Here is a 24,863-nt window from a genome sequence, read left to right as displayed (position 1 = left end):
GAGGTTAATTGATGTCTGATCTGTGGAATAACACCATTGGCTATATGAAAAAAGCGAGCAAAGCTCTAAATTTGGATGAAGAGATATTGGATGCGCTGCTTAAATGCAAGCGGGTGCTGGAGTTTCAGATACCCCTGCGCATGGACGACGGGAAGGTTCGGTATTTTACCGGATATCGCGTCGTGCATAACGATGCTTTGGGCGTCTCCGGGGACGGTACTCGTATAGTTGCCGGCCTGACCGCCGACGAAGTTAAGGGTCTGGCTCTAGTCATGAGTATCAAACATGCTGCCAATGGTATTCCAGCGGGAGGAGCTAAGGGTGGGATCGATGCTGATCCCACCCTTTTGTCCGAAGGTGAATTCGAGCGCTTAGTCAGAGGTTACGTCAGAGGACTTTTCCCGAGAGGTGCCAAGGTGGACGTGCCGGGAGCAGATATCAACACTAGCGCAAAAACACAGGCCTGGATGCTCGATGAATACGAACAAATAACGGGAATTCATTCGCCTGGCGCCGTCAATGACAAGCCCAGGATTCTGGGCGGTTCTTTGGGAGGAGAAGACGCCACGGGAAGAGGTATGTATCATCTTACTTTGAAAATATGCGAAGAGCAGGACTGGGCTCCCGAAGACGTCAAAGTAGCCATACAGGGCTTTGGAAACGTAGGTTCCCATTACGCAAAATACCTGCAAAGTGCAGGATTTAAGGTCGTCGCTGTAAGCGATATTAAGGGAGGAGTCTTCAATCCCGATGGGATCAATATAGAGGACTTGCTCAAATACTCGAGAATGACCGGTTCAGTAGTATCTTTCCCCGACGCCAGGCAAATCACCAATGAAGAGATACTGCTTTGTGATTGCGACATCCTCGCCCCTAGCGCAGTTGAAGACGTAATAACCCTTCGAAATGCAGGAGATATAAAAGCTAAGATCATAATCGAAGGGGCCAACGGACCCATAACCCCTCAGGCCGACGATGTCCTGTATTCTCGAGGAATTGTTGTCGTGCCCGATGTGGTCGCCAACGCGGGCAGCGCTATAGTATGTCACTTCGAAAGATCGCAATGCGCCACCGATAATTACTGGGACCTGGAGACTGTCCAAGCAAAACTGGAAAACCAAATAATAAAATCCTACGTTTCCATGAAAAACACTGCAAAAGAGTTACATATCTCTTTTAGAACTGCTGCATGGGTAAATGCTTTAAAGGCGATAGTAAAAGCCATGAAACTGAGGGGGCTTCTTTGATGAAGGCAGAAAGCCATAGCATTTGCTCCCATACAATTGATTTGAACCTACTTCACATATATGAGGCAAAAAAGCGCATATCACCGCTCGTTCGCCACACGCCGCTCGTGAAATCAGATCCGCTTTCGACTCTTTTCGATCATGACGTTTTTCTAAAGCTTGAATTTTTACAAGACCCTGGGGCATTTAAAGTTAGAGGAGCGACTAACAAGATACTTTCCCTATCCCCGACCGACAGAAAAAGGGGTGTGGTCACCTTTTCCACTGGAAACCACGGACTATGCACATGCTGGGTAGCAAAAAAGACCGATACACCTGCGGTAGTATGCGTTTCAAAACGTGTCGCTAAATTAAGTCCAAAGCGCATTGAGTTCATGCGAGCCCTTGGAGCTGAAGTCGTCGTAAGCGGCGATACACAGGATGAAGCGGGTGAAATGGCAAAAGAACTTGTTGCAACGAGAGGTCTGACGTTGATACATCCCTTCGATGATCCTTTTGTCATTGCAGGACAGGGGACGATAGGGCTGGAATTGCTAGAAGATGAACCTTCGATTTCGTCTGTGCTTGTCCCTCTTTCTGGCGGCGGTTTGATCTCAGGCATCGCCCTTGCAATGAAGTCCGCAAGGGCGAGTATCAAAGTTATCGGCGTTTCCATCGAGAACGCCCCTGTAATGTATGAAAGCATAAAGGCAGGTCATCCTATAGAGATGAAAGAAGTTGACTCAATTGCAGAGTCCTTGCTTGGAGGAATAGGGTTGGACAACAGATATACATTTGAAATGGTACGCGATCTAGTGGACGAGATCGTATTGGTAAGCGAGAAGGAGATCGAAAATGCTCTCTCCTTTACCTTGGAAAACCATCATTGGTTGTTGGAAGGCGCCGGTGTAGCCGGCATCGCTGCATTGCTTAGTAATAAAGCAAGCGGAACAGGCAAAACAGCGATCATATTGTCAGGCTCGAATTGTGAAGCACGATCTCTGTTGAAACAATTGCAAATTTGATCCTTATTTCCGAGAGGAGTGGAAGGATGAAACTCCTTCGCTTGTTTAACATAGGTTTAAAAAAGATCGAGGAGTGGATAATAGCTTACAGCATAATTTTGATGGCAATAATATTAATATCGAATGTCTTGGCAAGAAACTTATTCAACACGAGCATAAATTTTACCGAAGAAGTTAGCCAATTTTTAACAATATTTGTAACTTTTTTCGGTACTAGTTATGCAGCCAGGAAGGCACAGCACATAAGAATGTCCCTCCTTTACGATATATCCAGCGAAAAAGGAAGAAAGGCTATTATTTTGGTCACTTCCATAGGAACAGCCCTATTAATGTTTTATTTGACTTATTTGAGCTATAAATATGTCGCTAGAGTTGCTGCGTTAAACAGGGTAAGCCCAATTTTGCAGTTTCCACTTTATATTGTATGGAGCGCAGTTCCCATAGGGTGTTTCCTAACGGGTATTCAATATACCTTGACATTCATTAAAAACCTCACAGTCAAAGAAACCTGGCTTTCCTTTGAATCTAAATTCGAGTATGAAGACGTTCCTAATTCAAATAAAGAAAGCGAAGGCGTCAAAACAGAAGAAAACCTGACTGTAAGGGAAAGACAGGACCTAGAAAGGGGCGATGCCTAATGCTGCTGGTAATGCTAGGTTCCATGCTGCTTTTGCTGATTTTAGGCTTCCCGATGATGGTCCCCTTAATAGTTGCCCCCCTGCTCGTCATTCATTTCTACCTGCCAGCCTTTGACCCAGGTATGTTGGTTCAACAGATACTTGGAGGGATAAGACCTCTCGCTCTTATAGCAGTACCGATGTTTATATTCGCAGCAGACATCATAACGACAGGGCAGGTAGCGAGGCGGCTTATAGACTTTGTCATGGACTTCCTTGGCCATTTAAGAGGCGGTTTGGCGATAACGACGACCGCTGCATGCACTTTCTTTGGTGCGGTTTCAGGATCATGTCAGGCAACGGTGGTAGCTATCGGAGAGACTATGAGGCCCTTCATGTTGGAAGATGGTTATGATGATTCGTTCAACATGGCATTGATTATAAACGCAGCAGGAATAGCCCTACTCATACCTCCAAGTATTTCAATGATCATCTACGGAGTAGTCACGGGAAGTTCCGTCGGGGAACTCTTTATTGCAGGCATTGGACCGGGATTGCTTGTGTTCATTTTATTTTCCATACATTGTTACTTTGCTTCGCGGAAAATGAACATCAAGCTACGAGAAAGGGTTAGCTGGAAAGAGCGTCTGAACTCGCTTAAAAAAGCACTGATTCCCCTCGGTTTTCCCCTCATAATTCTAGGCGGAATCTATACGGGAATATTTAGTCCTACCGAAGCAGCAGCGGTTTCCGTTTTATATGCTGTCTTGGTCGAAACCTTCGTGTATAGACATTTGAAGGTCAAAGACTATTATCGCATAGCATTGTCTACAGGAATCGTCACTGCTGTGGTCTTTATCTTAGTCGCCATGGGGGCAGCTTTCTCATGGTTGATAGCCTTTACCAGAATCCCCGATTTAATATTGCCCCCACTTCTTGGAGAAGATCCGACAGCATTCAAGCTGCTAATCATCATTACCATATCTTATTTCGTTGCATGCATGTTTGTCGATTCTATCGTAGCCATCATGATGCTTTCGCCCATATTCGCGCCTTGGGTCGCAAGGCTTGGGATCGATCCCATATTGGTAGGAGTAATTGTCACGATGCAGGCGGCAATAGGAGCCGTAACTCCTCCCTTTGGATGCAACATTTTTACGGCAATGGCCGTCTTCAAAAGGCCCTATATTGAAGTAGTAAGGCGAATTCCTCCTTTCCTCATACTCTACATCCTTGCAACGTTGCTGGTCATTTTATTCCCCGACATTGCTCTCTATCTCAGGGACTTAGCCTTTAGGTAAACGTGGGGGGTGAGATCGAAAAAATATAATTTCTTTAATGTTAATTAAGTAAAAATACTAATGAAGAAAAGAGGAGGGGAAATTATGAAGTTAAGGTCATTGATTTGGATGGTACTGGGTGTTTTTCTGGTGTCGGTGATGTTTTTAACACTTCCAAATGAGTCGTACGCAGCTCGCGAATGGAAATACGCCTTGGAGGAGATTCAGGGAAGCGTTCAAGATCACTACGCCCAGGAATACAAAAAGAGGGTAGAAGAGCAAATTCAAGATGTGACAATTATTATCTATCCCTATGGAGCTTTGGGCACTAGCGAAGACATTTCAGAATTAACGATGAACGGAATGCTCGAGTTTTGCTTTGCTACACCTGGACATCTCGGAACGTTCATCCCGGCCGCGCGAGTGTTCTCTCTTCCCTTTATTTGGTCGGATAATCTTGAGGTGAATAAATATGTGGCACAGCACAGCAAGGCGATTTACGAAATGCTGGCCGCTGAATACGAGAAGTATGATCTAAAACTTCTTGCAGCCTTGACCGAAGGATGGCAAATATGGACAGCCAATAAACCGATAAGAACGCCTGCCGATATGAAAAACTTTAAGATAAGGATCATGGGCGACCCGATCCTTGCGGAGACCTACAAAGCTTATGGAGCCAACCCAATCCAGGTGCCTTACTCAGATATCTACAGCTCATTACAACTTGGCATGATCGAAGGCAACATTCAGCCCTATTTCGCTCACGAGGAGATGCATTTCTACGAAGTACAGGACTACTTTATCGAAGCGAAAGAAATGCCATTTTTTGCGACAGTAGTTGCGAATAAACAATTCTTTGAGTCATTGCCAAAGGAAGAACAAGAAGTTATAGAGCAAACAGCCAGGGATTGTATCGAATACATTTGGGGCGTACAGGCCAAATTAAATGAAGAGCGACTGGAAAAGATGTTGAAGGAACGCCCTCAAATCCAGGTCATCAAGCTCACAGAAGAGGAGCGTCAAGCCTTTAAGGATCTAACTAAACCAGTCATCGATAAGTACATCGAAATGTCTGGTGATACCGGAAAGCAAATTCTCGACCAGTTGTTGAAAGAAATCGCCGAAGCTGAGGAAATGTTTGGTAAATAGATGTAATGCAATATTGGGGGATGGGATCTCAAGGGTTTCATCCCCTACAAAAAGCGAGAAGGGATCTAAAAAATGATCTATAAAGTCAAAGGCGATCAGGTTTCTTACGGAGAAGCGATAGGAATTTTGTTGATAGAAAATTACGTTCCCTTCATTCCGGGGGATGTAGCAAATGCGACAACTTATAGCTATCCCGTGCGTTTTCAGAGGATAGAGGGAGTGACCCACAGGCATCTTTTTGATCATGACAGATCGGTCAAAGAGAAAGTGTTCGAGGCTTCGAAAAAACTCGTACAAGAAGGAGTTAAAGCCATAACGGGAGATTGCGGTTTTTTGGCCTTATTTCAGGAGGAACTAAAAGAAGAGATGAATATTCCTGTTTTTTTATCGAGCCTAATACAACTTCACTTTATCAAAGAAATAATCCCTGCAGGGTCGAATATTGGGATAATTACTGCAAGCTCCGCCTCCCTTACGGCCGATATATTTGGTGCAGCAGGCATAAATTTTACAGATCGTTTAATTATAAAGGGTTTAGAAAATAAAAGACATTTCAAGGAATCCGTCATAGATGAGGCAGGTTTCCTCGATACCGAGAAGTTAGAAAAAGAGGTCGTGGAAACAACCAGAGAATTAAATGAAGAAACTCAAAATATGTCAGCTATTTTGCTCGAATGTAGTCTCCTTCCTCCTTATGGGAAGGCTGTATCAGAAGTCGTCAACGTTCCTGTTTTTGATTATATAACTATGATCGATTACGTATATTCTGCTGTTATTAAAAGCAACTTTAAAGGGTATATGTAATTAATGAAATTTGCCAAACAGAAAATATATAATCTTATCGTAATATAAATTTAAATATCTCTTTTTAGATATTTATATGAAAATGGAGGAATTGAAATGCATAAAGTTTTGCGATTTGATATTTTAGAATACAAAGAACGGGTAAGACGAGTCAAAGAAAGAATGGATGCTAACGGGATAGAACTTCTTTTCCTTGTCGATCCCGCAAATATGAATTATCTCACTGGTTACGATGGGTGGTCTTTTTACGTTCATCAGGGCGTTTTGCTCACATTAGAAGATGATCAACCACACTGGTTCGGGCGCCAGCAGGACAGCAACGGCGCCCGCATTACCACCTGGCTTGATGAAGAACATATTCACGGATACCCCGATTTTTACGTTCAATCCCGATACACTCACACAATGGTCTACGTTGCAAATTTAATAAAGGAATTCAAATATGAAAACAAAAACATAGGCGTCGAAATGGACAATTACTGGTATTCGGCCAAATCGATGAATGTTCTGCGCCAAGAGCTTCCCTGTGCCGTCTTTAAAGACGCCACGAACTTGGTCAACTGGGTCAGGACAATAAAATCTCCAGCAGAAATTAACTACATGCGGCAGGCCGCTAGAATTTGCGAACATGTGATGCAGACCGCCATCGATGCAATCGACATCGGCATATGGGAGAAGGACGCGGCATCCAAGGTCGTTGCCGCTCAAATCGCTGGAGTCGATGAATACGGAGGTGATAGTCCCGCGATATTTCCAATAATGCCCTCCGACATCAGGACGTCTACAGCTCATCTAACCTTCGATCCAGACAGAAAGTACCAAAAAGGTGATGTTGTACTGCTGGAACTTTCCGGTTGCAGGTTTAGATATCATGCACCTCTTTCACGCACCCTCTATTTGGGAGAGCCACCCGAGGGACTTAGAAAAATCGCCCAGGTTGTAATAAATGGATTGCAAACGACTCTGGATTTTATTAAACCGGGTATTACGGCAGAAGAGGTGGAATTGAGATGGAGAAAATGTCTGGAAGGAACGGGCGTAGAAAAACCTTCAAGAGTCGGATATGCTTTCGGTTTAAATTATGTGCCCGATTGGGGTGAACATACAGTAAGTTTAAGGCCGGGCGATAAGACAATACTTAGACCCGGTATGACAATTCATTTCATGCCAGGGATATGGTTAGACGAATTCGGATTTGAATGCAGCGAGCCCTTCTTGGTAACCGAAAAGGGGTGCGAAAAGTTGATCAATTTTCCCGAGGAGCTTTTCATTAAGAAGTGATAATGACAATTCATTCTAAATAATAAATGAAGAGGTGGTATGTAGCATGAAAGACGTATGGGAAACCGCAAGATATTACTTAAAAGTGGCAGCTGAGGCTATTGACCTCGAGCCGGAGATAACAGAAAGGTTGAGCACCCCTATGCGCTTCGTAGAATTCACCATTCCCGTTCGCATGGACAATGGGGATAAGAAATTGTTTATAGCCTATCGTTCCCACCACTGCGACGCCTTGGGACCCTGCAAGGATGGAACAAGGGTAAAACCGGACCTCACACCCGAGGAGATAAAGGCTCTATCGATGTTCATGAGCATAAAGCACGCCATAGGAGACATTCCTGCCGGCGGAGGCAAGGGCGGCATCAAAGCCGATCCATATTCAATGAGCAAAGGAGAATATGAGCGTCTGATACGCGGATTCATTAGGAGATTGGTTCCCAAGGGAGCTATGATCGATGTTCCGGGAGCCGACATAGGCACAGGAGAAGAACAGATGGCTTGGATGTTGGACGAATACGAGCAAATAACAGGAATGCACAGCCCCGCCGCAATCAATGATAAGCCAGTAGCCCTTGGAGGGTCTAAGGGTGGATATGAAGCTACAGGACGAGGTGTTGCCCTATGTACTTTCGAGGCATGCAAGGACCTGGGGTTTGAATTCGATAAAACGACAGTTGCCATACAGGGTTTCGGTCAAGTAGGAAGCGTAACGGCAAAAATGCTTTTTGAAAAGGGGTTCAAGATCCTTTGTGTCAGTGACATATACGGAGCAATTTACGATCCCAAAGGCATAAACATAACCAATCTGCTTGAATACGTCAAAAAAACAGGTAAGGTCGTTGAATTTCCCGGCGCGCAGTCTATAGATAGCAGAAAGATATTTGAATTGGATGTGGATGTCCTCATACCGGCAGCTGTACAGGACGTCATCACCGAAGATAACGCCGACAGGATAAAAGCCAAGCTAGTCGTGGAAGCCGCAAACGGGCCGACGACTCCGGAAGCCGATGCGATATTGTCGCGTAAAGGTATAAGGCTCATTCCCGATGTCCTGGCAAACTCGGGGGGTGCCATAGTATGTCATTTTGAACGCATTCAAGGATTGAGCAACGACTGGTGGGAAGAAGAAAAGGTCTATCAGATGCTTGAAAAGAGGATCCTCGGCGCCTATAAAGAAATATCATCGATTGCACAAGAATTGAAAGTAACGCGTCGCACAGCTGCATGGGCCTACGCCTTGAGGAAAATAGCAGAGGCCATGCGCTTAAGGGGATGGAGCTAGGAGGTGAAAGAAATGGCATTGATATTTGAAGTTTCCGAATATCAGGAACGGCTTCGTAAAGTCAAAGAAAGCATGCTCCGAAAGGGCATCCAGGTCCTCATCGTAAGCGATCCTGCGAATATGAATTACCTGACCGGTTACGATGGTTGGTCCTTCTATGTCCATCAAGGGCTGGTAATCGCTTTGGATTACGACGAGCCGATCTGGTGGGGTCGGGGAATGGACGCCAACGGTGCAAAGCTTACCACTTGGTTGAAACACGACAACATACGACCTTACGCAGACGACTACGTCCAAAATGTCTTCAAGCATCCCATGAGCTTCGTAGCAGACATACTGCGAGAAATGGGCTGGGAAAAAAGACATATAGGAGTTGAAAAGGACAACTACTGGTTTACGGGGCAGTGTCTGGATGTGCTGCGAGAAGAACTACCGCAAGCAAAATTTCACAATGCTACAAGCCTGGTCAACTGGATCCGAACTATTAAATCACCTGCGGAAATAAAGTACATAAAAGAAGCGGCCAAGGTTTGTGAACACGTCATGAAAACTGCCATTGACTCCATAGAAGTTGGCAGACTCGAAAGCGAAGCAGCTGCAAATGTCTATCATGCCATGATAAAGGGCACTGATGAATTTACTGGGGATCATCCTGCGATATTCCCTATCATGCCTTCCAACGAAAGGACGTCTGCGGCTCACCTGGGCTGGAAACCCGATAGGAAATACGCACCAGGTGACATCGTTCTCCTCGAACTTTGCGGTGTCAGATTTAGGTATCATTGCCCATTGTCACGAACGGTCTATATAGGCGATCCGCCCAAGGAACTCAAGGAAATAGCAGATGTCGTGATCGATGGCATTGCCAAAACACTTGATTTCATAAAACCGGGCGTTACAGCAGAGGAGATCGAGGCAAAGTGGCGGGAAGCCATATCGGGTTCCAGAGTAGTCAAGCCTTCGAGGCTCGGCTACGCCTTTGGTTTAAATTACGTCCCCGACTGGGGCGAGCACACTGTAAGCCTACGTCCTGGAGATAAGACCATAATGAAACCGGGAATGACTATTCACCTTATGCCGGGTATTTGGCTTGATGAGTTTGGGTTTGAGTGCAGCGAACCCTTCTTGGTGACTGAAAAGGGGTGCGAGACGTTCCTAAACTTCCCGCGCAAAATTTTCACCAAGTAGAGCATCTTGATAGTTTAAAGCACATAATCAGATATCTCCCAGGCATACATAAATACCTACAATTGCCTGGGAGATGTATAAACTAAGGCATATGGTGACATTAAACATAATGGCCTATATCCTTGTCCAGAAATGGCTGTGAACCCTAAAGGAGAGTTAATCCCGACGATGTCAATTAAAGCAAAAACTAATTTTCATTAAGTCGGTGCCAATTGGAACAAAAGGCCTACCGTAATTGGAGTAGTTTCCATGGGATATGTAGATGGTGTATCCAGACAGCTCTCAAATAAAGGTAATGTGTTATTACATGGACGGCGTTGTCAAATAATAGGCAATATCTGCATGGATCAGTTTATGATCGATATAACTGATATAAACAATCCCAAAATTGGGGACGAAGTTGTATTTCTAGGAAGGCAAGGGAAAGAATTAATTGCAGCAGAAGAAATTGCTTTGTTATTAAATAATGATGGAGCAATGCATGCCTGTGGGCATGACGTACATGTCGCGATTCTTTTGATCGCAGCAAAGATCTTATCTAAATATAGATCTGAAATAAAAGGGAAAATAAAGTTTGATTTTTCAACCGAAGAACAGCTTTAGAATTTTTAAATAACTAAATTTAATATTTTATAGTATAGAAAGGATGGTCTAAGATGAATCTCCTAAATAAACTCAAAGATGAGATTAATGAGTTAAAAGATGAGCTCATCGAATTGAGAAGGGATTTTCACATGTATCCCGAGCTCGGATTTAAGGAGGAAAGGACTTCGAAAAGGGTAGCCGAATATTTGAAGCGATTAGGGCTTGATGTGAGGGAAAATATAGCCCACACCGGCGTTGTAGCTATATTAGAAGGCAAAGAAGAAGGCAAAACGGTGATGCTTCGTTCAGATATGGACGCTTTGCCCGTTGAAGAACAAAACGATGTACCCTATCGCTCTCGAAACGAAGGAATCATGCATGCCTGCGGACACGATGGACATATGGCGATGTTGCTGGTAGCGGCGAAGATATTGTCGCACCACAAAGAGGAAATCCCTGGAAGGGTCATGTTTCTCTTTCAGCCTAATGAGGAAGTAGCCGGTGCCCGTCAAATGATCGAGGAGGGAGCCCTAGATGACCCACATCCTGATGGCGCCTTTGCGATTCACCTCTGGACTCCCATAGAAAGCGGAAAGATGGGAATATCTGCCGGACCGGTCATGGCCGCTTTAGACGAGTTCAAGGTCAGGATAAAAGGCAGGGGAGGACACACCGGGGCTCCTCATACGGCTATCGACCCAATATTGACTGCAGCAGACTTCATTCAATCGGTGCAGATGATACAAACCAGGGAAATAGATGTTTTAAAACCTACCCTGATAATGTTCGGATTGGTAAATGCCGGGACGGCTACAAACGTCATACCGGAATACATCGATCTGGGCGGCACAATTCGCTATCTCTACGAGGGAGGCTCCGAAAGTCCCGAAAAGCCTCTCGTTCGTTTTGAAAGGATACTAAAAAAGGTATGCGAGGCGCATGAGTGCACATATGAACTGGAGTTTATCCCCAGCAATTCTACCCTGATCAACGATGATAAGATGGCGAATTTGGTTTCAAGCGTTGCTAAAGATGTAGTGGGCGCTGAAAACATCACAAGTTACATAGGAACGGCGGGAGAGGATTTCGCCGAGTTCGCCAAAATTATTCCCAGCTGCTTTTATTTTGTTGGAGCGGGAAACCCCAAAAAAGGCATAATTTACCCTCATCATCATCCTCTCTTTGACATTGACGAGGATGTACTGCCAATTGGGGTTGAAATGCACATAAGAACGGCTATAGCCTTTCTTAGGAAAGAATAAATAGCATAATACTATTTTACAAGGAGGAGATCCCATGTTATCCGATATCGAAATAGCCCAACGATCAAAGCTAAAACCCATAAGGGAGATAGCACAAGACTTAGGAATACCCGAAAGGTATTTGCTCCCCTACGGCCACTACAAGGCCAAGGTGGACGTAAACTACATGAAGGATTTAAAGGAAAGGCCCGACGGCAAGCTCATACTTGTCACCGCAACCACCCCCACCCCTGCGGGGGAGGGAAAGACTACCACTACGGTAGGTCTTACTCAAGCTTTGGTGAAGCTAGGCAAAAAGGCCATGCTATGCCTTAGAGAACCCTCGCTTGGTCCCTGCTTTGGCGTTAAGGGAGGAGCTGCGGGAGGAGGCTACTCCCAGGTACTTCCCATGGAGGAGATAAACCTCCACTTCACGGGAGACATACACGCCGTGGAGACGGCCCACAACCTGCTTGCAGCCCTGTTGGATAACCACCTGCACCAGGGAAACCCCCTTAAGATAGACCCCAGGGAGATAACCTGGAGGAGGGCCATGGACATGAACGAGAGGGCCTTGAGGAACGTGGTCATAGGCCTTGGAGGGAGGGCGAACGGATTTCCCAGGGAATCGGGATTTGACATCACCGTGGCCTCCGAGGTGATGGCCATATTGTGCCTATCAAGCGATCTTGCCGACTTAAAGGAGCGCCTCTCCAAGGTGGTCGTAGGCTACGATGAAAAGGGAAATATGATAACAGCAGGAGACTTGAAGGCCCACGGCGCAATGGCAGCCCTCCTTAAGGAGGCCATAAACCCAAACCTGGTCCAGACCATAGAACACGTGCCCGCCTTCGTCCACGGAGGACCTTTTGCCAACATAGCACACGGCACTAACTCCATAATAGCCACGAAGATGGCCTTGAAGCTAAGGGATTACGCCGTAGTCGAAGCGGGCTTTGCCTCCGACCTGGGAGCGGAGAAGTTCTTCGACATAGTCTGCAGGTTTGCGGGCCTCTCCCCTTCGGCAGTCGTGTTGGTCACCACCGTCAGGGCCTTAAAGCACCACGGAGGGGTGAAAAAGGAAGACCTCTCCAAGGAAAACCTTGAGGCGCTATCCCAGGGCCTTGAAAACCTCAAAGCCCACCTCGACATACTCTCCAACTTCGGCATTCCCGTAGTGGTGGCATTAAACAAGTTCGCCTCCGACACCGATGGGGAGATAGAGATGGTCATGGAGGCTACGGAGGAAAGAGGCGCCAGTATAGCCCTTTCCGAGGTGTGGGAGAAGGGAGGAGAGGGAGGCATAGATCTGGCAAAGAAGGTGCTTGAGGCTACGAAAGAGGAAAAAAGCTACAAACCCCTCTACGAGTTAGACCTTCCCCTTACGGAAAAGATAAGGACCATAGCGACCAAAGTTTATGGAGCAGACGACGTGGAATACTCCTCTGGGGCTTTAAAGACCATAAAAAACCTGGAGGAAAAGGGCTTCGGCGGCCTTCCCGTCTGCATGGCGAAGACCCAGCTATCCATATCCGACGACCCTCAAAAACTTGGAAGGCCTAAAGGATACAAGCTATCGGTAAGGGAAGTGAGGCTGTCGGCGGGGGCCGGCTTCGTCGTTGCCATATGCGGTAACATAATGACCATGCCGGGCCTTCCTAAAAAGCCTGCCGCAGAGTCCATAGACATAGACGAAGAGGGAAACATAACGGGGTTGTTTTAAGTGCAAAATAAACATACCGGGGAAGCAGAGGCTTCCCCGGTATGTTTGTGGGGTTCAAATTTAACCTTCAAAGTTTTTGTATTTTTAAAAATATTAAGATGTTGCCCCCCAATTGAGGTTATTGCATTTAAATGCTATTATATACAATAGGAGGGAAAAACGACAATCGACAATAATTAATTTAATTTAAATTAGGGAGAGTTTTAAAGATGGAGAATAGAAACTTTACGCACGAGAGCCTAAGTCAAAAAGTTGCCGAATTTTTAAGAGAAGAAATACTGTGGTCCGGCAAATATCACAAAGGCCAGCACGTCGAGGAGAGCGAAATCGCTGAACGGCTTAATATAAGCAGAGCACCGGTTCGCGAAGCCCTAAGGGAACTGGAAAACCAGGGTTTATTGATCTATGTACCCAGAAAGGGCACCTTTATACCCAATTTCGATCACGACGATATGATGGAAATTCTCGACATCAGATATATGATCGAATCGCGGGTATTCGAAATTTTAATCAAAAAGGACATGCTCACCGAAGAGGATTTCTCCAATTTGCGAAAAATTGTAGATGATATGGTTGCCTCTGCGCGGTCCGATGAGCCTATGGAGAAGAAAATAAGCGCATTTTCGGAATACGATATAACATTTCATAAATACCTATGGGAAACATCAGGCCGAAAATGGAGTAATAGGATCCTCCGTGATCTTTACTACCAGTTGAGGCTTGCCATGATGCAAGATCTTATAATGGAGCAGGACATTGAGCTTTCTGCAGTTATGCATTATGACATTATTGATAGTTTAAAACATAAAGACCTCGACAGAGCAAAAAAAATGTTAGTTAAACATATACTTTCTCTGAATCGAGAATACAGTGATAATATTTCTTAGGTTTAAATTAATAATAACGCATTTCTCCTCAATTGCAATATACATTATTTAACAGTAAAGTTTGTTTTGCTTGTGAAAATAATAATTATAAATTATCATGTCTTCCTATCATTGACCTGCCATGTTTTTTCCCTTATCATGCAACTAATAATTAAAAAGATTTTTATCATATTAATAGAAATTGTTCGTATTACAGAGGAGGAGAATTGCATTGGACCTCATCCACTTCATTGATCCGGAGTTAGCTGTGGCAATAGAAGGGGAAAAGGAACGGCAAAATCTGACGATTGAGCTAATTGCCTCGGAGAACTTCGTTCCCGAAGTTATACTTGAAGCTCAAGGGTCGTTGCTGACCAACAAGTACGCCGAAGGCTATCCAGGCAAGCGCTATCACGGAGGTTGTCAGTTCATCGACGTCGTAGAAAGCCTCGCGATCGAGCGTGCTAAAAAGTTGTTTGGTGCTGAGCATGCTAACGTTCAGCCCCATTCGGGCGTCAACGCAAATCTTGCAGTATTCATGGCAGTGCTTAATCCTGGAGATAAGATGCTTGGCATGAACCTGAGCCACGGAGGACATCTGTCTCACGGAGCTTCCGTTAGCATTTCGGGTAAGTTTTTCGAGTCCCATAGCTACGGCGTCGACAAAGATACTGGATTGATTGATTACGATGAAGTAGAGCGCATTGCCTGCGAGGTAAAACCCAAGTTAATAATAGCCGGGGCAAGCGCCTACTCGAGAATAATAGATTTCAAGCGCTTCTTTGAGATCGCAAAAAAGGTTGGAGCTTACCTCATGGTCGATATGGCCCATATAGCGGGGCTTGTTGCCGGCGGAGTCCATCCTTCTCCCGTTCCTTACGCCGATTTCGTTACCTTTACTACGACCAAGACCCTTCGAGGAGCTCGCGGGGGAAACATACTGTGCAAAAAGGAGTTCGCTCAAAGCATAGACAAGGCCATCTTCCCGGGGATACAGGGAGGCCCAATCCCTCAGATAATGGCTGCCAAGGCGCTGACATTTAAGCTTGCCATGACGGAAGAATTTAAGGCTTACAGCGCCCAGATCGTCAAAAACGCAAAGGTCATGGCAGATGTGCTAAAAACTCACGGATTTGACATAGTCTCCGGAGGTACAGATAACCACCTCATGCTGGTCGACTTAAGAAGCAAGAAAATGACGGGCGCTCAGGCTGAGAGCAAGCTCGAAAGGGTTGGCATAACAGTCAACAAAAACATGATACCCTACGACCCCGAGAAGCCAACGGTCACAAGCGGAATTCGCATAGGGCTTGCCGCTGTCACCAGCAGGGGCTTTGACGAAAGTAACACTGGCAGAGTGGCAGAGCTCGTCGTAAAGGTACTAGAAAGCAATGACGAGGCTGATATCACCGTCTTTAAGCACGAAGTGCGCGACATTTGTATGGCTCATCCACTTTACATGACCAAAACAGAGCTTGCCTTACGCGCGAACAAATAACAAACAAGGGAGAGGTTGAATATGTATGTGGATGAAATTATAAAGCTCAGTAAAAATTTGTCTGAAGAGCTAAAAAATTTACGAAGGGATTTTCATCAATATCCCGAGCTCAGTTTTAAGGAATTCGAGACGGCAAAGAAAATTGCTGATTACATGAGGGAATTGGGATATGAAGTAAAAGAAAACGTTGGCAAAACAGGAGTTGTTGCGTTATTAAAATGTACGAGCAACGGCCCTACAGTTGCGTTGAGAGCTGATATGGATGCCCTTCCCGTAAATGAAATGACAGATCTTCCCTATGCTTCGAAAAACGACGGAGTGATGCACGCCTGCGGGCACGACTTGCACGTAACCTGCGCATTGGGCGCTGCTAAGATATTGGCTTCTTTTAAGGATAATCTTCAGGGAAATATCAAAATCCTCTTTCAGCCTGCGGAGGAAATAAATATGGGTGCGAAGGCCATGATAGACGATGGTGCACTCGAAGATCCCAAGGTATCCATGATCTTCGGTTTGCATAACAACCCGGAAATCCCCGTGGGTAAGGTGGGAATAAAAGAGGGGCCTCTAATGGCTGCTGTAGATTCTACTTTCCTAACAGTCAAAGGAAGGGGAGGTCACGCTGCCTATCCCCATAGGATAATTGATCCTATAGTATGTGCTTCTTCTATAGTCATGAACCTGCAGACTATTGTAAGTAGAAGCGTAGATCCCCAAAAGGCAGCGGTCATAAGCTTTGGAAGCATAAATGGCGGAATGGCAAACAACGTCATTCCCGATGAGGTAAAGCTTGCTGGCACAGTAAGGACATTCGACGAGAAACTTCGCAATATGATCGAAGGTTTAATGAAGAGGACGGTAGAACATACGGCCTCGAGCTTGGGTTGTGAGGTCGAATTTAATTATCGCAGAGATCTCCCTCCCGTCATTAATCATCCTAATGCTACAGAAATAGTTACTAAGGCAGCCTTGGAAGTGTTTGGCAAAGACGGAATAGTGGAACCAATTCCCTCGATGGGAGGTGAGGATTTTGCGCTATATCAGAAAATAGTTCCTGGATGTTATTTTTGGTTGGGCGTGGGCAATCCCGATATAGATGCTATGCACCCATGGCACAGTCCGCATTTCAAAGCAGATGAGGATTCCCTTTGGAGAGGAGCTGCGCTTTTTGCAGTGTCTGTTGTTATTGCTTTGGAAAAACTGGGTAATCAACTACAATAATTATCCATAAAACATCTAAGAGGAGGAAACTTGCATGCTTGCGGCGATAAAAAATTGGAAAATTCATTTTCTCGCACTGATATTGGTAATAATAGCCGAGTGGATTGGTGCTTTCTCATTTGCCATCGGACCGGGGAAAATTGTTTTATTGCCAATGTTATATGCACTTATCATGGGTATTTTTCTCGGTCCCAAATTCTTAAAATTGGCCAGCCATAAGGATATGGTAGATGCCGGAAGTTTAGTCGGAGTAACCTTAATGTTGTTGATGGCAAAATATGGAACTACAGTCGGCCCAAACATCCCGATGATACTTAGGACAAGTCCTGCTTTAATATTACAAGAACTTGGAAACCTGGGTACCCTTTTTGTGGGTGTACCTATAGCTGTGTACTTAGGGCTAAGAAGAGAAACTATAGGAGCTGCCCATTCGATAGCAAGGGAGCCAAATGTAGCCTTAATTGGAGATGTGTATGGACTGGATACCCCTGAAGGAAGAGGTGTCATGGGAGTTTACATCTGCGGAACAGTCTTTGGGACTATTTTCTTTGGACTAATGGCGACATTCACTGCTGCAATTGGAATTTTTCACCCTTTAGCCTTAGCCATGGCCTCCGGGATAGGAAGCGCAAGCATGATGACAGCTTCCGTTGGCGCCTTGAGCGCCATGTTTCCGGAAATAGCCGATAAAATCCAGGCCCTGGGAGCTGCAAGCAACATGTTAAGCGGTCTGGACGGCGTATATATGTCTTTATGGTTGGCCTTACCTATGACAGAGTGGATGTATCAGAAATTCTATAAAATCAAATATGGCACTTATCCAAGCACATCTGCCGTTAAGGAGGGTTAGCCTATGAAGACTGGAGAAGTTCTAGTTGTCCTTATAATTATTGGTATTATCACCTTAGTAGGTAATTTTGTTGGAGCTAACATTCCGATGATTGAGGCCATTCCGGGGATGGTTTTTTTGATCGCTATCAGCATACTTGGAGTCATATGTTCAAAGATAATTCCCGTTAAAATCCCCGCTGTTGCCTACATAGTCACCATAGGATGCATAATTACCATTCCGGGATTTCCCGGTTCGGCTATATTTAATGCCTGGGCTCAAAAAGTTAATTTTTTAGCACTAGCTACGCCGATACTTGCATACGCGGGCATTTCCATTGGGAAAGATTTGGGTACACTAAAAAAGACGGGGTGGAGAATTTTAATTGTATCCTTTGTCGTTTTCATAGGTACATACGTTGGTTCCACCGTCATCGCACAGGTGGTCTTGAAGATCATCGGGGAGATTTAAAGCCGTTTGCGTATTTAAAGAATTAATAGATCTTTAAACAATTAGAAAAGGGCAAATTATAAAACTTTCGACATGTCAAATGAAGCATGAGTGCTGTTTCACTTTGATTTTACGTCAGACGACTAATTTAATTGACATTTATTTTTATATTTAGTATGATTTGTGATAGAAATGATAAGGTTGTATTTATGTAGCCTCCGAGTCAATGTTTCTAAGGGCAATTGCCTATGAGCATTGACCAAAAGGGTCTTTTTGGAAACGAAAAGGCCTCCCGTCTGGAAAGGAGGAAGTGATATTTCTACCCCCTTCCCAGAAGGAAGGGGGTAGTTTTTTAGTATAGGCATCCGCGAAATCCCGTCAGAGATAAACATTCCTTGAACTATCTTTATACCTCACCGGCACCCAAGTACTTATTCACGAAAGAGGTGATAGCAAAAAATCACTTTTAACAGTCAGTAGTTGTATAGGGTCGTCAATCGTCAAGAATTTTTCTTAGATTTCATGTGAGTGCGGACGTGCAAAAACTGCAAGAGTGTATAAAGTGTCGAAAATTCCCTTACTCTATTTGTTTTAGATGAAATTGGATGATGCTGCGTGATGAAAGAGAAGGAGTGATATGAAATGATCCAAAAGCATTTTTTTGTCAATGGGGTAGAACGCAACATTATAGTCGATGGCAAGGACTCATTGGCAAAGGTTTTGCGTGAGCAGTTAGACTTGACGGGAACGAAGGTCGGTTGCGGGACTGGACAATGTGGTTCATGTTACGTAATCCTGAATGGCAAACTTGTTCGTTCCTGTATCTTTAAGGTCGATAAGCTCAACGAGGGAGATTCCATAACTACCATCGAAGGAATTGGCGCACCTCAAAAGATGCATCCAATCCAGAAGGCCTTTGTTAAGCACGGGGTAACACAGTGCGGTTTCTGCAATCCTGGTTTCATAATCTCGGCCAAGGTCCTTTTAGACAGCAACCCCTCTCCAACACGCGAAGAAGTTAGGGAGTGGTTCCACAAGAACCGCAATGCATGTCGTTGCACAGGATACATCCCCATAATCAACGCTGTCATGGATGCAGCTAAAGTCCTTAGGGGAGAGATGGACGAGTCGGAGCTGGAGTTCAAGATGCCTAAAGACGGAAAAATTTGGGGCACAACCTACCCAAGACCCACTGCTGTGGCCAAAGCCACAGGTACGCTGGATTACGGTGCTGACCTTGGGCTTAAGATGCCAAAGAACACGCTGCAACTGGCGCTTGTACAGGCAACGGTGAGCCACGCCAATATCAAAAGCATCGATACTTCCGAGGCCGAAAAGATGCCAGGTGTTTACAAAGTGGTTACACACAAGGATATTAAGGGCAGAAATCGCATAACAGGGCTCATCACATTCCCGACCAATAAGGGAGACGGATGGGATCGCCCGATACTTTGCGATGAAAAGGTCTTCCAGTTTGGAGATGCCATAGCGATCGTCTGTGCTGATACCTACGAAAACGCCTGTGCTGCTGCAGAAAAAGTAAAGGTCGACCTAGAAGTGCTTCCTGCCTACATGAGCGCTCCGGTAGCCATGGCCGAAGACGCCCTTGAGATCCATCCAGGCACGCCAAACGTCTACTACGTCCAAAACCTGGAGAAAGGTGAGCCCACGGCCCCCATCTTTGAGAAGGCCCCATATGTCGCGGAAGACGATTTCTACGTGCAAAGACAGCCTCACATGACAATAGAACCGGACGTCGGTTTCGCCTACATTGACGACAACGGCGTTCTAAAGATTCACTCCAAGACCATTGGCGCTCATCTACATCTATTTATGATAGCTCCTGGTCTCGGGTTAGAGCCCGATAAAATTGCGCTCGTATCGAACCCCATGGGCGGCACCTTTGGATACAAGTTCAGCCCGACCATGGAAGCGCTGGTTGGAGCAGCTACCCTTGCGACGGGCAAACCCTGTTTCCTCCGGTACAATTACTTCCAACACATGACTTACACTGGAAAGCGATCTCCTTTCTTTGTGAATATCAAGTTCGCTGCCGACGATGAAGGCAAACTCCTTGCCATGGAAACGGACTACATAGTGGACCACGGGCCTTACTCGGAGTTTGGGGATTTGCTCACGCTCAGGGGCGCACAGTTCATGGGAGCAGGCTACAACATCCCCAACATCAGGGGTAGAGGACAGACGGTCTGCACCAACCATGCTTGGGGTTCAGCCTTCAGGGCTTACGGTTCTCCGCAATCCCTTTTCTCTTCGGAATCTCTCATTGACGAACTGGCCGAAAAAATCGGCATGGACCCATGGGAGATACGCTACAAGAATTGCTATCGTCCGGGTTCCACAAATCCGAGCGGGCAGGAACCTGAGGTCTTCAGCTATCCTGAGATGCTTGAAGCCATCAAGCCGAGGTACGAGGAGGCAAAAGAAAGGGCTAAGAAGGAATCCACCGATAAGATCAAAAAAGGCGTTGGTCTTTCACTGGCCTGCTACGGCTGCGGCCTTGACGGCCCCGACAGCTCCGAGGCTTGGGCTGTTCTGAATCCCGATGATACTGTCACCATCGTTCAAGCATGGGAAGATCATGGCCAAGGAGCCGATATGGGCGTGGTGGGAACGGCCCATGAAGCGCTGCGTCCAATGGGCATTAAGCCTGACAGAATACACTTCACCTGGCCTGATACGTCAAAGTCACCTAACTCGGGACCTGCCGGCGGATCGCGCTCACAGGTCTTGACCGGCAGCGCCATTCGGATCGCTTGTTCTGAAATGCTCAAATCCCTACGGAAGCCCGATGGGACATATATGAACTACGCCGAAGCCGTCAGTGCCGGTAAACCGTTGAAGTACGTTGGTAAATATTCAGTTCCAGGCGTTCCCTGCGACGAAAAGGGTCAGGGAAGGCCCTTCGTCGTCTATATGTATGGAGTCTTTCTTGCCGAGGTTTCGGTTAATACCGAAACAGGCAAGGTTGCCGTGGACAAGATGACCTTGATGGCTGATATCGGAAAAGTCAATAACCGCCTGGTGACCGATGGCCAGATTTACGGAGGGATCGCCCAGGGAATCGGACTTGCTCTATCGGAGGACTTTGAGGATATTAAAAGGCATTCTTCCCTCATCGGGGGAGGGTTCCCCTACGCTAAGGATCTCCCAGATGACATAGAGATAGTCTACTTCGAAAATTACCCCCGGGAGTTTGGCCCCTTTGGAGCTGCAGGAGTAGGAGAATTACCCCTCACAAGCCCCCATGCCGCTATAGGAAACGCCATTTACAACGCCTGCGGAGTCAGGGTCCACCGTCTGCCTGCCAAACCCGAAAAGATACTCGCCGGCCTCAAAGGCGAATATGTCTAAGAAGAAGTGTTAATGAGCGCTCACCCAAGATTTATTCAAACCTTGGGTGAGCATGTTCAAGCATTTGAGGAGGAAGAGAGCTTATGGAACGCCTTGACTTAACCAATTTCGAACAACGCTGTATCCAAGAGGAACTTCCTTATTGTCAGGCTGCATGTCCTCTTAAAGTAGACGTAAGGTCCCTTTGCGCAGCTATAGGGCAGGAACAATTCGACGAATCGAGGAAAATACTTTCAAGGTCGATGCCCCTGCCAGACATTCTTGGCAGAATCTGCGATCATCCCGGTGAAGATGCCTGCATCCTATCTCAAAAGGGAGGTTCTATTGCTATCGGAAGACTTGAACGATTTTGTCTTGAAAACTCCAAGGATATGGGAATGCTACTTCGCCTTCCTTCAAAGGTAAAGTCTGTCACCGTTTACGGCAGTGGACTTTCTTCGTTAACCTGCGCCTTTGAGCTTGCAAGAAAGGGTTATACTGTACAAATGGTATTTAACGGTGAAATTCTCGGCGGAAGACTTTTATCCTTACCGGAGGAAGTTTTACCTCAAGAAATTCTTGTCAATGCTTGGAAAACCTTAATTCAAATGGGAATAACGCGGTCTCAAGAAAAAGACCCAATAAGAAGTGATATTGAAGAGGGAAATGCTGTTTATATAGGCATTGACGACCCCGATTGGTCAGATAGAGTAGACAATAAAGAAATAAACCCCCAAACCTATGAAACTTCCATTAAAGGACTGTTTGCCGGCGGTTTTCCTCGTAGCGATAAACCTTCGCCTGTTTGGGAGTCGGCTGACGGCAAGAGAGCAGCAAACACTATAGACCGTTACCTGCAGGGAACATCTCTACTGTCGGGAAGGGAAAAGGAGTTCTCAGTCCTTACGAAACTTTATACCCCACTTGAGGGGGTACGATCCCTTTCTCCCCGAGATGACCCTATAGAAGAAGCGAAACGCTGTATCAAGTGCGAGTGCCTATATTGCGTGCACGAATGTGCTTTCTTGGAAAAATATAAGGGTTATCCGAAGGTATACGCCAGGCAAATATATAACAATTTCGCAATAGTCCAAGGCACCCACAGCGCCAATAAAATGATAAATTCCTGTTCGCTTTGCGGACTTTGCGAGGTCCTTTGCCCCAACGATTTTTCGATGGCTGACCTGTGTCGCTTCGCGCGAGAGCAAATGGTGGAACAAAACATAATGCCGCCATCAGTGCATGAGTTTGCACTCCTCGATATGGAACACGCCAACTCTCCAAGGTCGTCCGGATTTAGAAGCGGAGCAAAGACGACGCAGGCCATCTTCTTTCCCGGTTGTCAGTTGAGCGGCGCCATGCCGGATCAGACAGAAAGAGTCGCAAACTTTCTAAAGGAGACGTTCGACGGCCATGTTGGCATAATGCTCGGGTGCTGCGGTGCTCCCGCATGGTGGGCAGGTAGGCGAGACAAAGCAGATGAGGTCGTTAAAAACATTGAGAAAACTATCGAATCCTTGGGAAACCCGATGCTGATTTTGGCTTGTTCATCCTGCAATGATGTATTTAAGCATTTTTTACCTAATGTGCCCAGGGTCTCATTGTGGCAGGCATTACTTGAAAAGGGGTTACCTGAAACAAGACCTGTTGCGGAAACTCTTGCCCTTCATGACCCTTGCACTACCCGCCACGAACCGGATTGGAGGCAGTCAGTTCGAAAAATACTTCAAATCCTGGGACAACCTTACGAAGAGCTCCTCTTTGCTGGTGAAACCACGCGCTGCTGCGGTTACGGCGGCCTTCAGTTTATGGCCGACCCCGATCTTGCCCGCGAGGGCGTCTTACGCAGGCTTAAAGAAAGCAAAAATAATTTTCTGACCTATTGCGCCATGTGCCGCGAAAACCTTTCCGGGTCAGGGAAAACGGTCTTACATCTCTTGGACATCCTCTTTCCCCCTCCTGTAGAAAACAAGCGTTTAGGTTACGCCAAACGACAGCAGAACAGGGAGTCCCTTAGGCTAAAACTGCTTGGGCCTTGCGACCTACCTCAAGAGCCATGGGATGCCCTGCCCATATTCGTCTCTGACGCGGTTCGCGAAAAACTTGAAGATCGTCATATCATCGATAGCGATATAAAGCAAACTCTGTGGGAAGCCTCTTCCGGGGGAAGGCACCTCATCTCTCCCGAGGGCACCAAGCTTGCTTCTTCGAGAATAGGAAACGTTACTTTTTGGGTGGAATTCAGCGAGGATGATCGTTCTTTTGTGATCATCAACGCCTGGAGCCACAGGATGGTCATGGAGTTGATGTCATGAGCAAGGAAACTGATCTCGGTTTTCACGAACAGACAGGCTGGAGGTGCAGCTGTGGCAACGAACTTACGCCGCACAAGGTTGCGGCGCTCTATCTCGGTAACCGCTTCGAGATAGAGCTTCCTGCCTGCTCTCGCTGCCGATTCATATTGGTGCCGGAGTCATTAGCGGTGGGTAAGATGCTCGAGGTTGAAAAGATATTGGAGGACAAATAATGTCTTTGCCCTACGAACATCCGAAGTGGCATTTGGTCATGGGCGAAGCGCTTCACCCGGGAGGAGAAGCACTCTCAAGAAGACTGATACACTTGTGCAACTTTCCCCCAAAGGCCAAGGTGCTTGATGCAGGCTGTGGTGCAGGTGCAACGCTAAGACTTTTGATTGAAGAGGGTTTGGACGCCGTAGGACTAGACAAATCTTATGAGTTGCTCTCAAAGGCAATGCAAAAGGGGCCGACAGTACGCGGAGATTTGTGTGGCATGCCCTTCGAAGACGGCAGTTTTGACGGCGTGATCTGCGAGTGCGTCCTCTCGCAGCAAAAGGAGCTTTCGCCAGCCTTGTCAGAACTTGCAAGAGTCTTAAAGGAAGAGGCAATTTTGGGCATAACAGACATCTTTTCCCTCAATCGCAGTTTCGACAGTCACACCTTCGACGGTTCATGTGCAAGCGGAGCCAGGTCAGCACTTGAATTGAACGAAGCATTCAGGATCCATGGATTTGAGGTCTTTTTCTTTGAAGCTTATCCCAAACTGCTCCGGGAATGTACTGCCCAACTGGTGTGGGCAGGCGTCATTGAAGCACCTATAAAGACGTGTTGTAGCTTGAGTTACGGCCTGTGGTTGTGCAAAAAGGTGGGCAATGAAGGTACATTAAAAGAGCGATATGAGATTGATGACGCCAAAAGGGCAGCAAGTTAATCGGGAAGATTAAAGGAGA

At 46.1% G+C, this 24,863-nt stretch carries 21 protein-coding genes, 1 pseudogene and 1 riboswitch; all 22 genes and pseudogenes read left to right on the top strand.

Features of this window, described 5'->3' with window-relative positions:
* Nucleotides 1-11: 11 nt before the first annotated feature.
* Entirely contained in the window at nt 12-1,247 is a 1,236-nt protein-coding gene (locus HMPREF1705_RS10045; RefSeq protein WP_009200901.1) for a Glu/Leu/Phe/Val family dehydrogenase, read from the top strand.
* Nucleotides 1,247-2,251 carry a pyridoxal-phosphate dependent enzyme gene (locus HMPREF1705_RS10040; protein ID WP_009200902.1) on the top strand — a complete coding sequence of 335 codons (1,005 nt, stop codon included), beginning with the start codon at nt 1,247-1,249 and terminating at the stop codon, nt 2,249-2,251. Before HMPREF1705_RS10045 ends, HMPREF1705_RS10040 begins: the two co-directional genes overlap by 1 nt.
* 26 nt (nt 2,252-2,277) lie before the next feature.
* Entirely contained in the window at nt 2,278-2,889 is a 612-nt protein-coding gene (locus tag HMPREF1705_RS10035) for a TRAP transporter small permease (RefSeq protein ID WP_009200903.1), read from the top strand.
* Nucleotides 2,889-4,169, top strand: a complete 1,281-nt coding sequence (locus HMPREF1705_RS10030; RefSeq protein WP_009200904.1) for a TRAP transporter large permease — start codon at nt 2,889-2,891, stop codon at nt 4,167-4,169. Before HMPREF1705_RS10035 ends, HMPREF1705_RS10030 begins: the two co-directional genes overlap by 1 nt.
* An 84-nt stretch (nt 4,170-4,253) precedes the next feature.
* On the top strand, nt 4,254-5,297 hold the full coding sequence (locus tag HMPREF1705_RS10025) for a TRAP transporter substrate-binding protein (protein ID WP_040347928.1): 1,044 nt from the start codon (nt 4,254-4,256) through the stop codon (nt 5,295-5,297).
* Nucleotides 5,298-5,369: 72 nt separating this feature from the next.
* Nucleotides 5,370-6,101 (top strand): aspartate/glutamate racemase family protein, encoded by a 732-nt coding sequence (locus HMPREF1705_RS10020; RefSeq protein ID WP_009200906.1) that lies wholly within the window; start codon nt 5,370-5,372, stop codon nt 6,099-6,101.
* Nucleotides 6,102-6,197: 96 nt separating this feature from the next.
* Complete coding sequence (locus tag HMPREF1705_RS10015; RefSeq protein WP_009200907.1) at nt 6,198-7,382, top strand: M24 family metallopeptidase; 1,185 nt, start codon at nt 6,198-6,200, stop codon at nt 7,380-7,382.
* A 46-nt stretch (nt 7,383-7,428) separates the two neighbouring features.
* Complete coding sequence (locus HMPREF1705_RS10010; protein ID WP_009200908.1) at nt 7,429-8,664, top strand: Glu/Leu/Phe/Val family dehydrogenase; 1,236 nt, start codon at nt 7,429-7,431, stop codon at nt 8,662-8,664.
* A gap of 12 nt (nt 8,665-8,676) precedes the next feature.
* The gene (locus HMPREF1705_RS10005) at nt 8,677-9,852 is read left to right on the top strand and encodes a M24 family metallopeptidase (protein ID WP_009200909.1); all 1,176 of its coding nucleotides are present in this window, start codon (nt 8,677-8,679) and stop codon (nt 9,850-9,852) included.
* 231 nt (nt 9,853-10,083) lie between these two features.
* A pseudogene (locus HMPREF1705_RS11190) lies at nt 10,084-10,308 on the top strand (alanine racemase C-terminal domain-containing protein); the annotation flags it as partial.
* Nucleotides 10,306-10,455, top strand: coding sequence for a M20/M25/M40 family metallo-hydrolase (locus HMPREF1705_RS11185; RefSeq protein WP_262349495.1), 150 nt, complete (start codon nt 10,306-10,308; stop codon nt 10,453-10,455). The pseudogene HMPREF1705_RS11190 and the gene HMPREF1705_RS11185, both read left to right, overlap by 3 nt.
* 53 nt (nt 10,456-10,508) lie before the next feature.
* Nucleotides 10,509-11,699: a M20 metallopeptidase family protein gene (locus HMPREF1705_RS09995; protein ID WP_009200911.1), complete on the top strand. Its 1,191-nt coding sequence runs from the start codon at nt 10,509-10,511 to the stop codon at nt 11,697-11,699.
* 34 nt (nt 11,700-11,733) lie between these two features.
* Entirely contained in the window at nt 11,734-13,401 is a 1,668-nt protein-coding gene (locus tag HMPREF1705_RS09990; protein WP_009200912.1) for a formate--tetrahydrofolate ligase, read from the top strand.
* Between the two features lie 209 nt (nt 13,402-13,610).
* Nucleotides 13,611-14,288: a GntR family transcriptional regulator gene (locus tag HMPREF1705_RS09985; RefSeq protein WP_009200913.1), complete on the top strand. Its 678-nt coding sequence runs from the start codon at nt 13,611-13,613 to the stop codon at nt 14,286-14,288.
* 211 nt (nt 14,289-14,499) lie between these two features.
* Complete coding sequence (locus tag HMPREF1705_RS09980; RefSeq protein ID WP_057940997.1) at nt 14,500-15,765, top strand: serine hydroxymethyltransferase; 1,266 nt, start codon at nt 14,500-14,502, stop codon at nt 15,763-15,765.
* 21 nt (nt 15,766-15,786) lie between these two features.
* On the top strand, nt 15,787-16,986 hold the full coding sequence (locus tag HMPREF1705_RS09975) for a M20 metallopeptidase family protein (protein WP_040349005.1): 1,200 nt from the start codon (nt 15,787-15,789) through the stop codon (nt 16,984-16,986).
* 34 nt (nt 16,987-17,020) lie between these two features.
* Complete coding sequence (locus tag HMPREF1705_RS09970) at nt 17,021-17,836, top strand: DUF3100 domain-containing protein (RefSeq protein WP_057940996.1); 816 nt, start codon at nt 17,021-17,023, stop codon at nt 17,834-17,836.
* A gap of 3 nt (nt 17,837-17,839) precedes the next feature.
* Nucleotides 17,840-18,286: a hypothetical protein gene (locus HMPREF1705_RS09965; protein ID WP_057940995.1), complete on the top strand. Its 447-nt coding sequence runs from the start codon at nt 17,840-17,842 to the stop codon at nt 18,284-18,286.
* Nucleotides 18,287-18,469: 183 nt separating this feature from the next.
* Nucleotides 18,470-18,588: riboswitch (molybdenum cofactor riboswitch) on the top strand.
* A gap of 319 nt (nt 18,589-18,907) precedes the next feature.
* Nucleotides 18,908-21,637 (top strand): molybdopterin-dependent aldehyde oxidoreductase, encoded by a 2,730-nt coding sequence (locus HMPREF1705_RS09960; RefSeq protein WP_057940994.1) that lies wholly within the window; start codon nt 18,908-18,910, stop codon nt 21,635-21,637.
* An 83-nt stretch (nt 21,638-21,720) separates the two neighbouring features.
* On the top strand, nt 21,721-23,931 hold the full coding sequence (locus HMPREF1705_RS09955) for a pyridine nucleotide-disulfide oxidoreductase/dicluster-binding protein (protein WP_057940993.1): 2,211 nt from the start codon (nt 21,721-21,723) through the stop codon (nt 23,929-23,931).
* Complete coding sequence (locus tag HMPREF1705_RS09950) at nt 23,928-24,143, top strand: DVU_1557 family redox protein (RefSeq protein ID WP_057940992.1); 216 nt, start codon at nt 23,928-23,930, stop codon at nt 24,141-24,143. The genes HMPREF1705_RS09955 and HMPREF1705_RS09950 overlap by 4 nt, the downstream gene beginning before the upstream one ends.
* The gene (gene trsM / locus HMPREF1705_RS09945) at nt 24,143-24,844 is read left to right on the top strand and encodes a DVU_1556 family methyltransferase (RefSeq protein WP_057940991.1); all 702 of its coding nucleotides are present in this window, start codon (nt 24,143-24,145) and stop codon (nt 24,842-24,844) included. Before HMPREF1705_RS09950 ends, trsM begins: the two co-directional genes overlap by 1 nt.
* Nucleotides 24,845-24,863 lie beyond the last annotated feature (19 nt).

Source organism: Acetomicrobium hydrogeniformans ATCC BAA-1850 (assembly GCF_000160455.2).
Classification (GTDB): Bacteria; Synergistota; Synergistia; order Synergistales; family Acetomicrobiaceae; genus Acetomicrobium; species Acetomicrobium thermoterrenum.
This window is presented reverse-complemented; position numbering and strand designations above follow the sequence as displayed.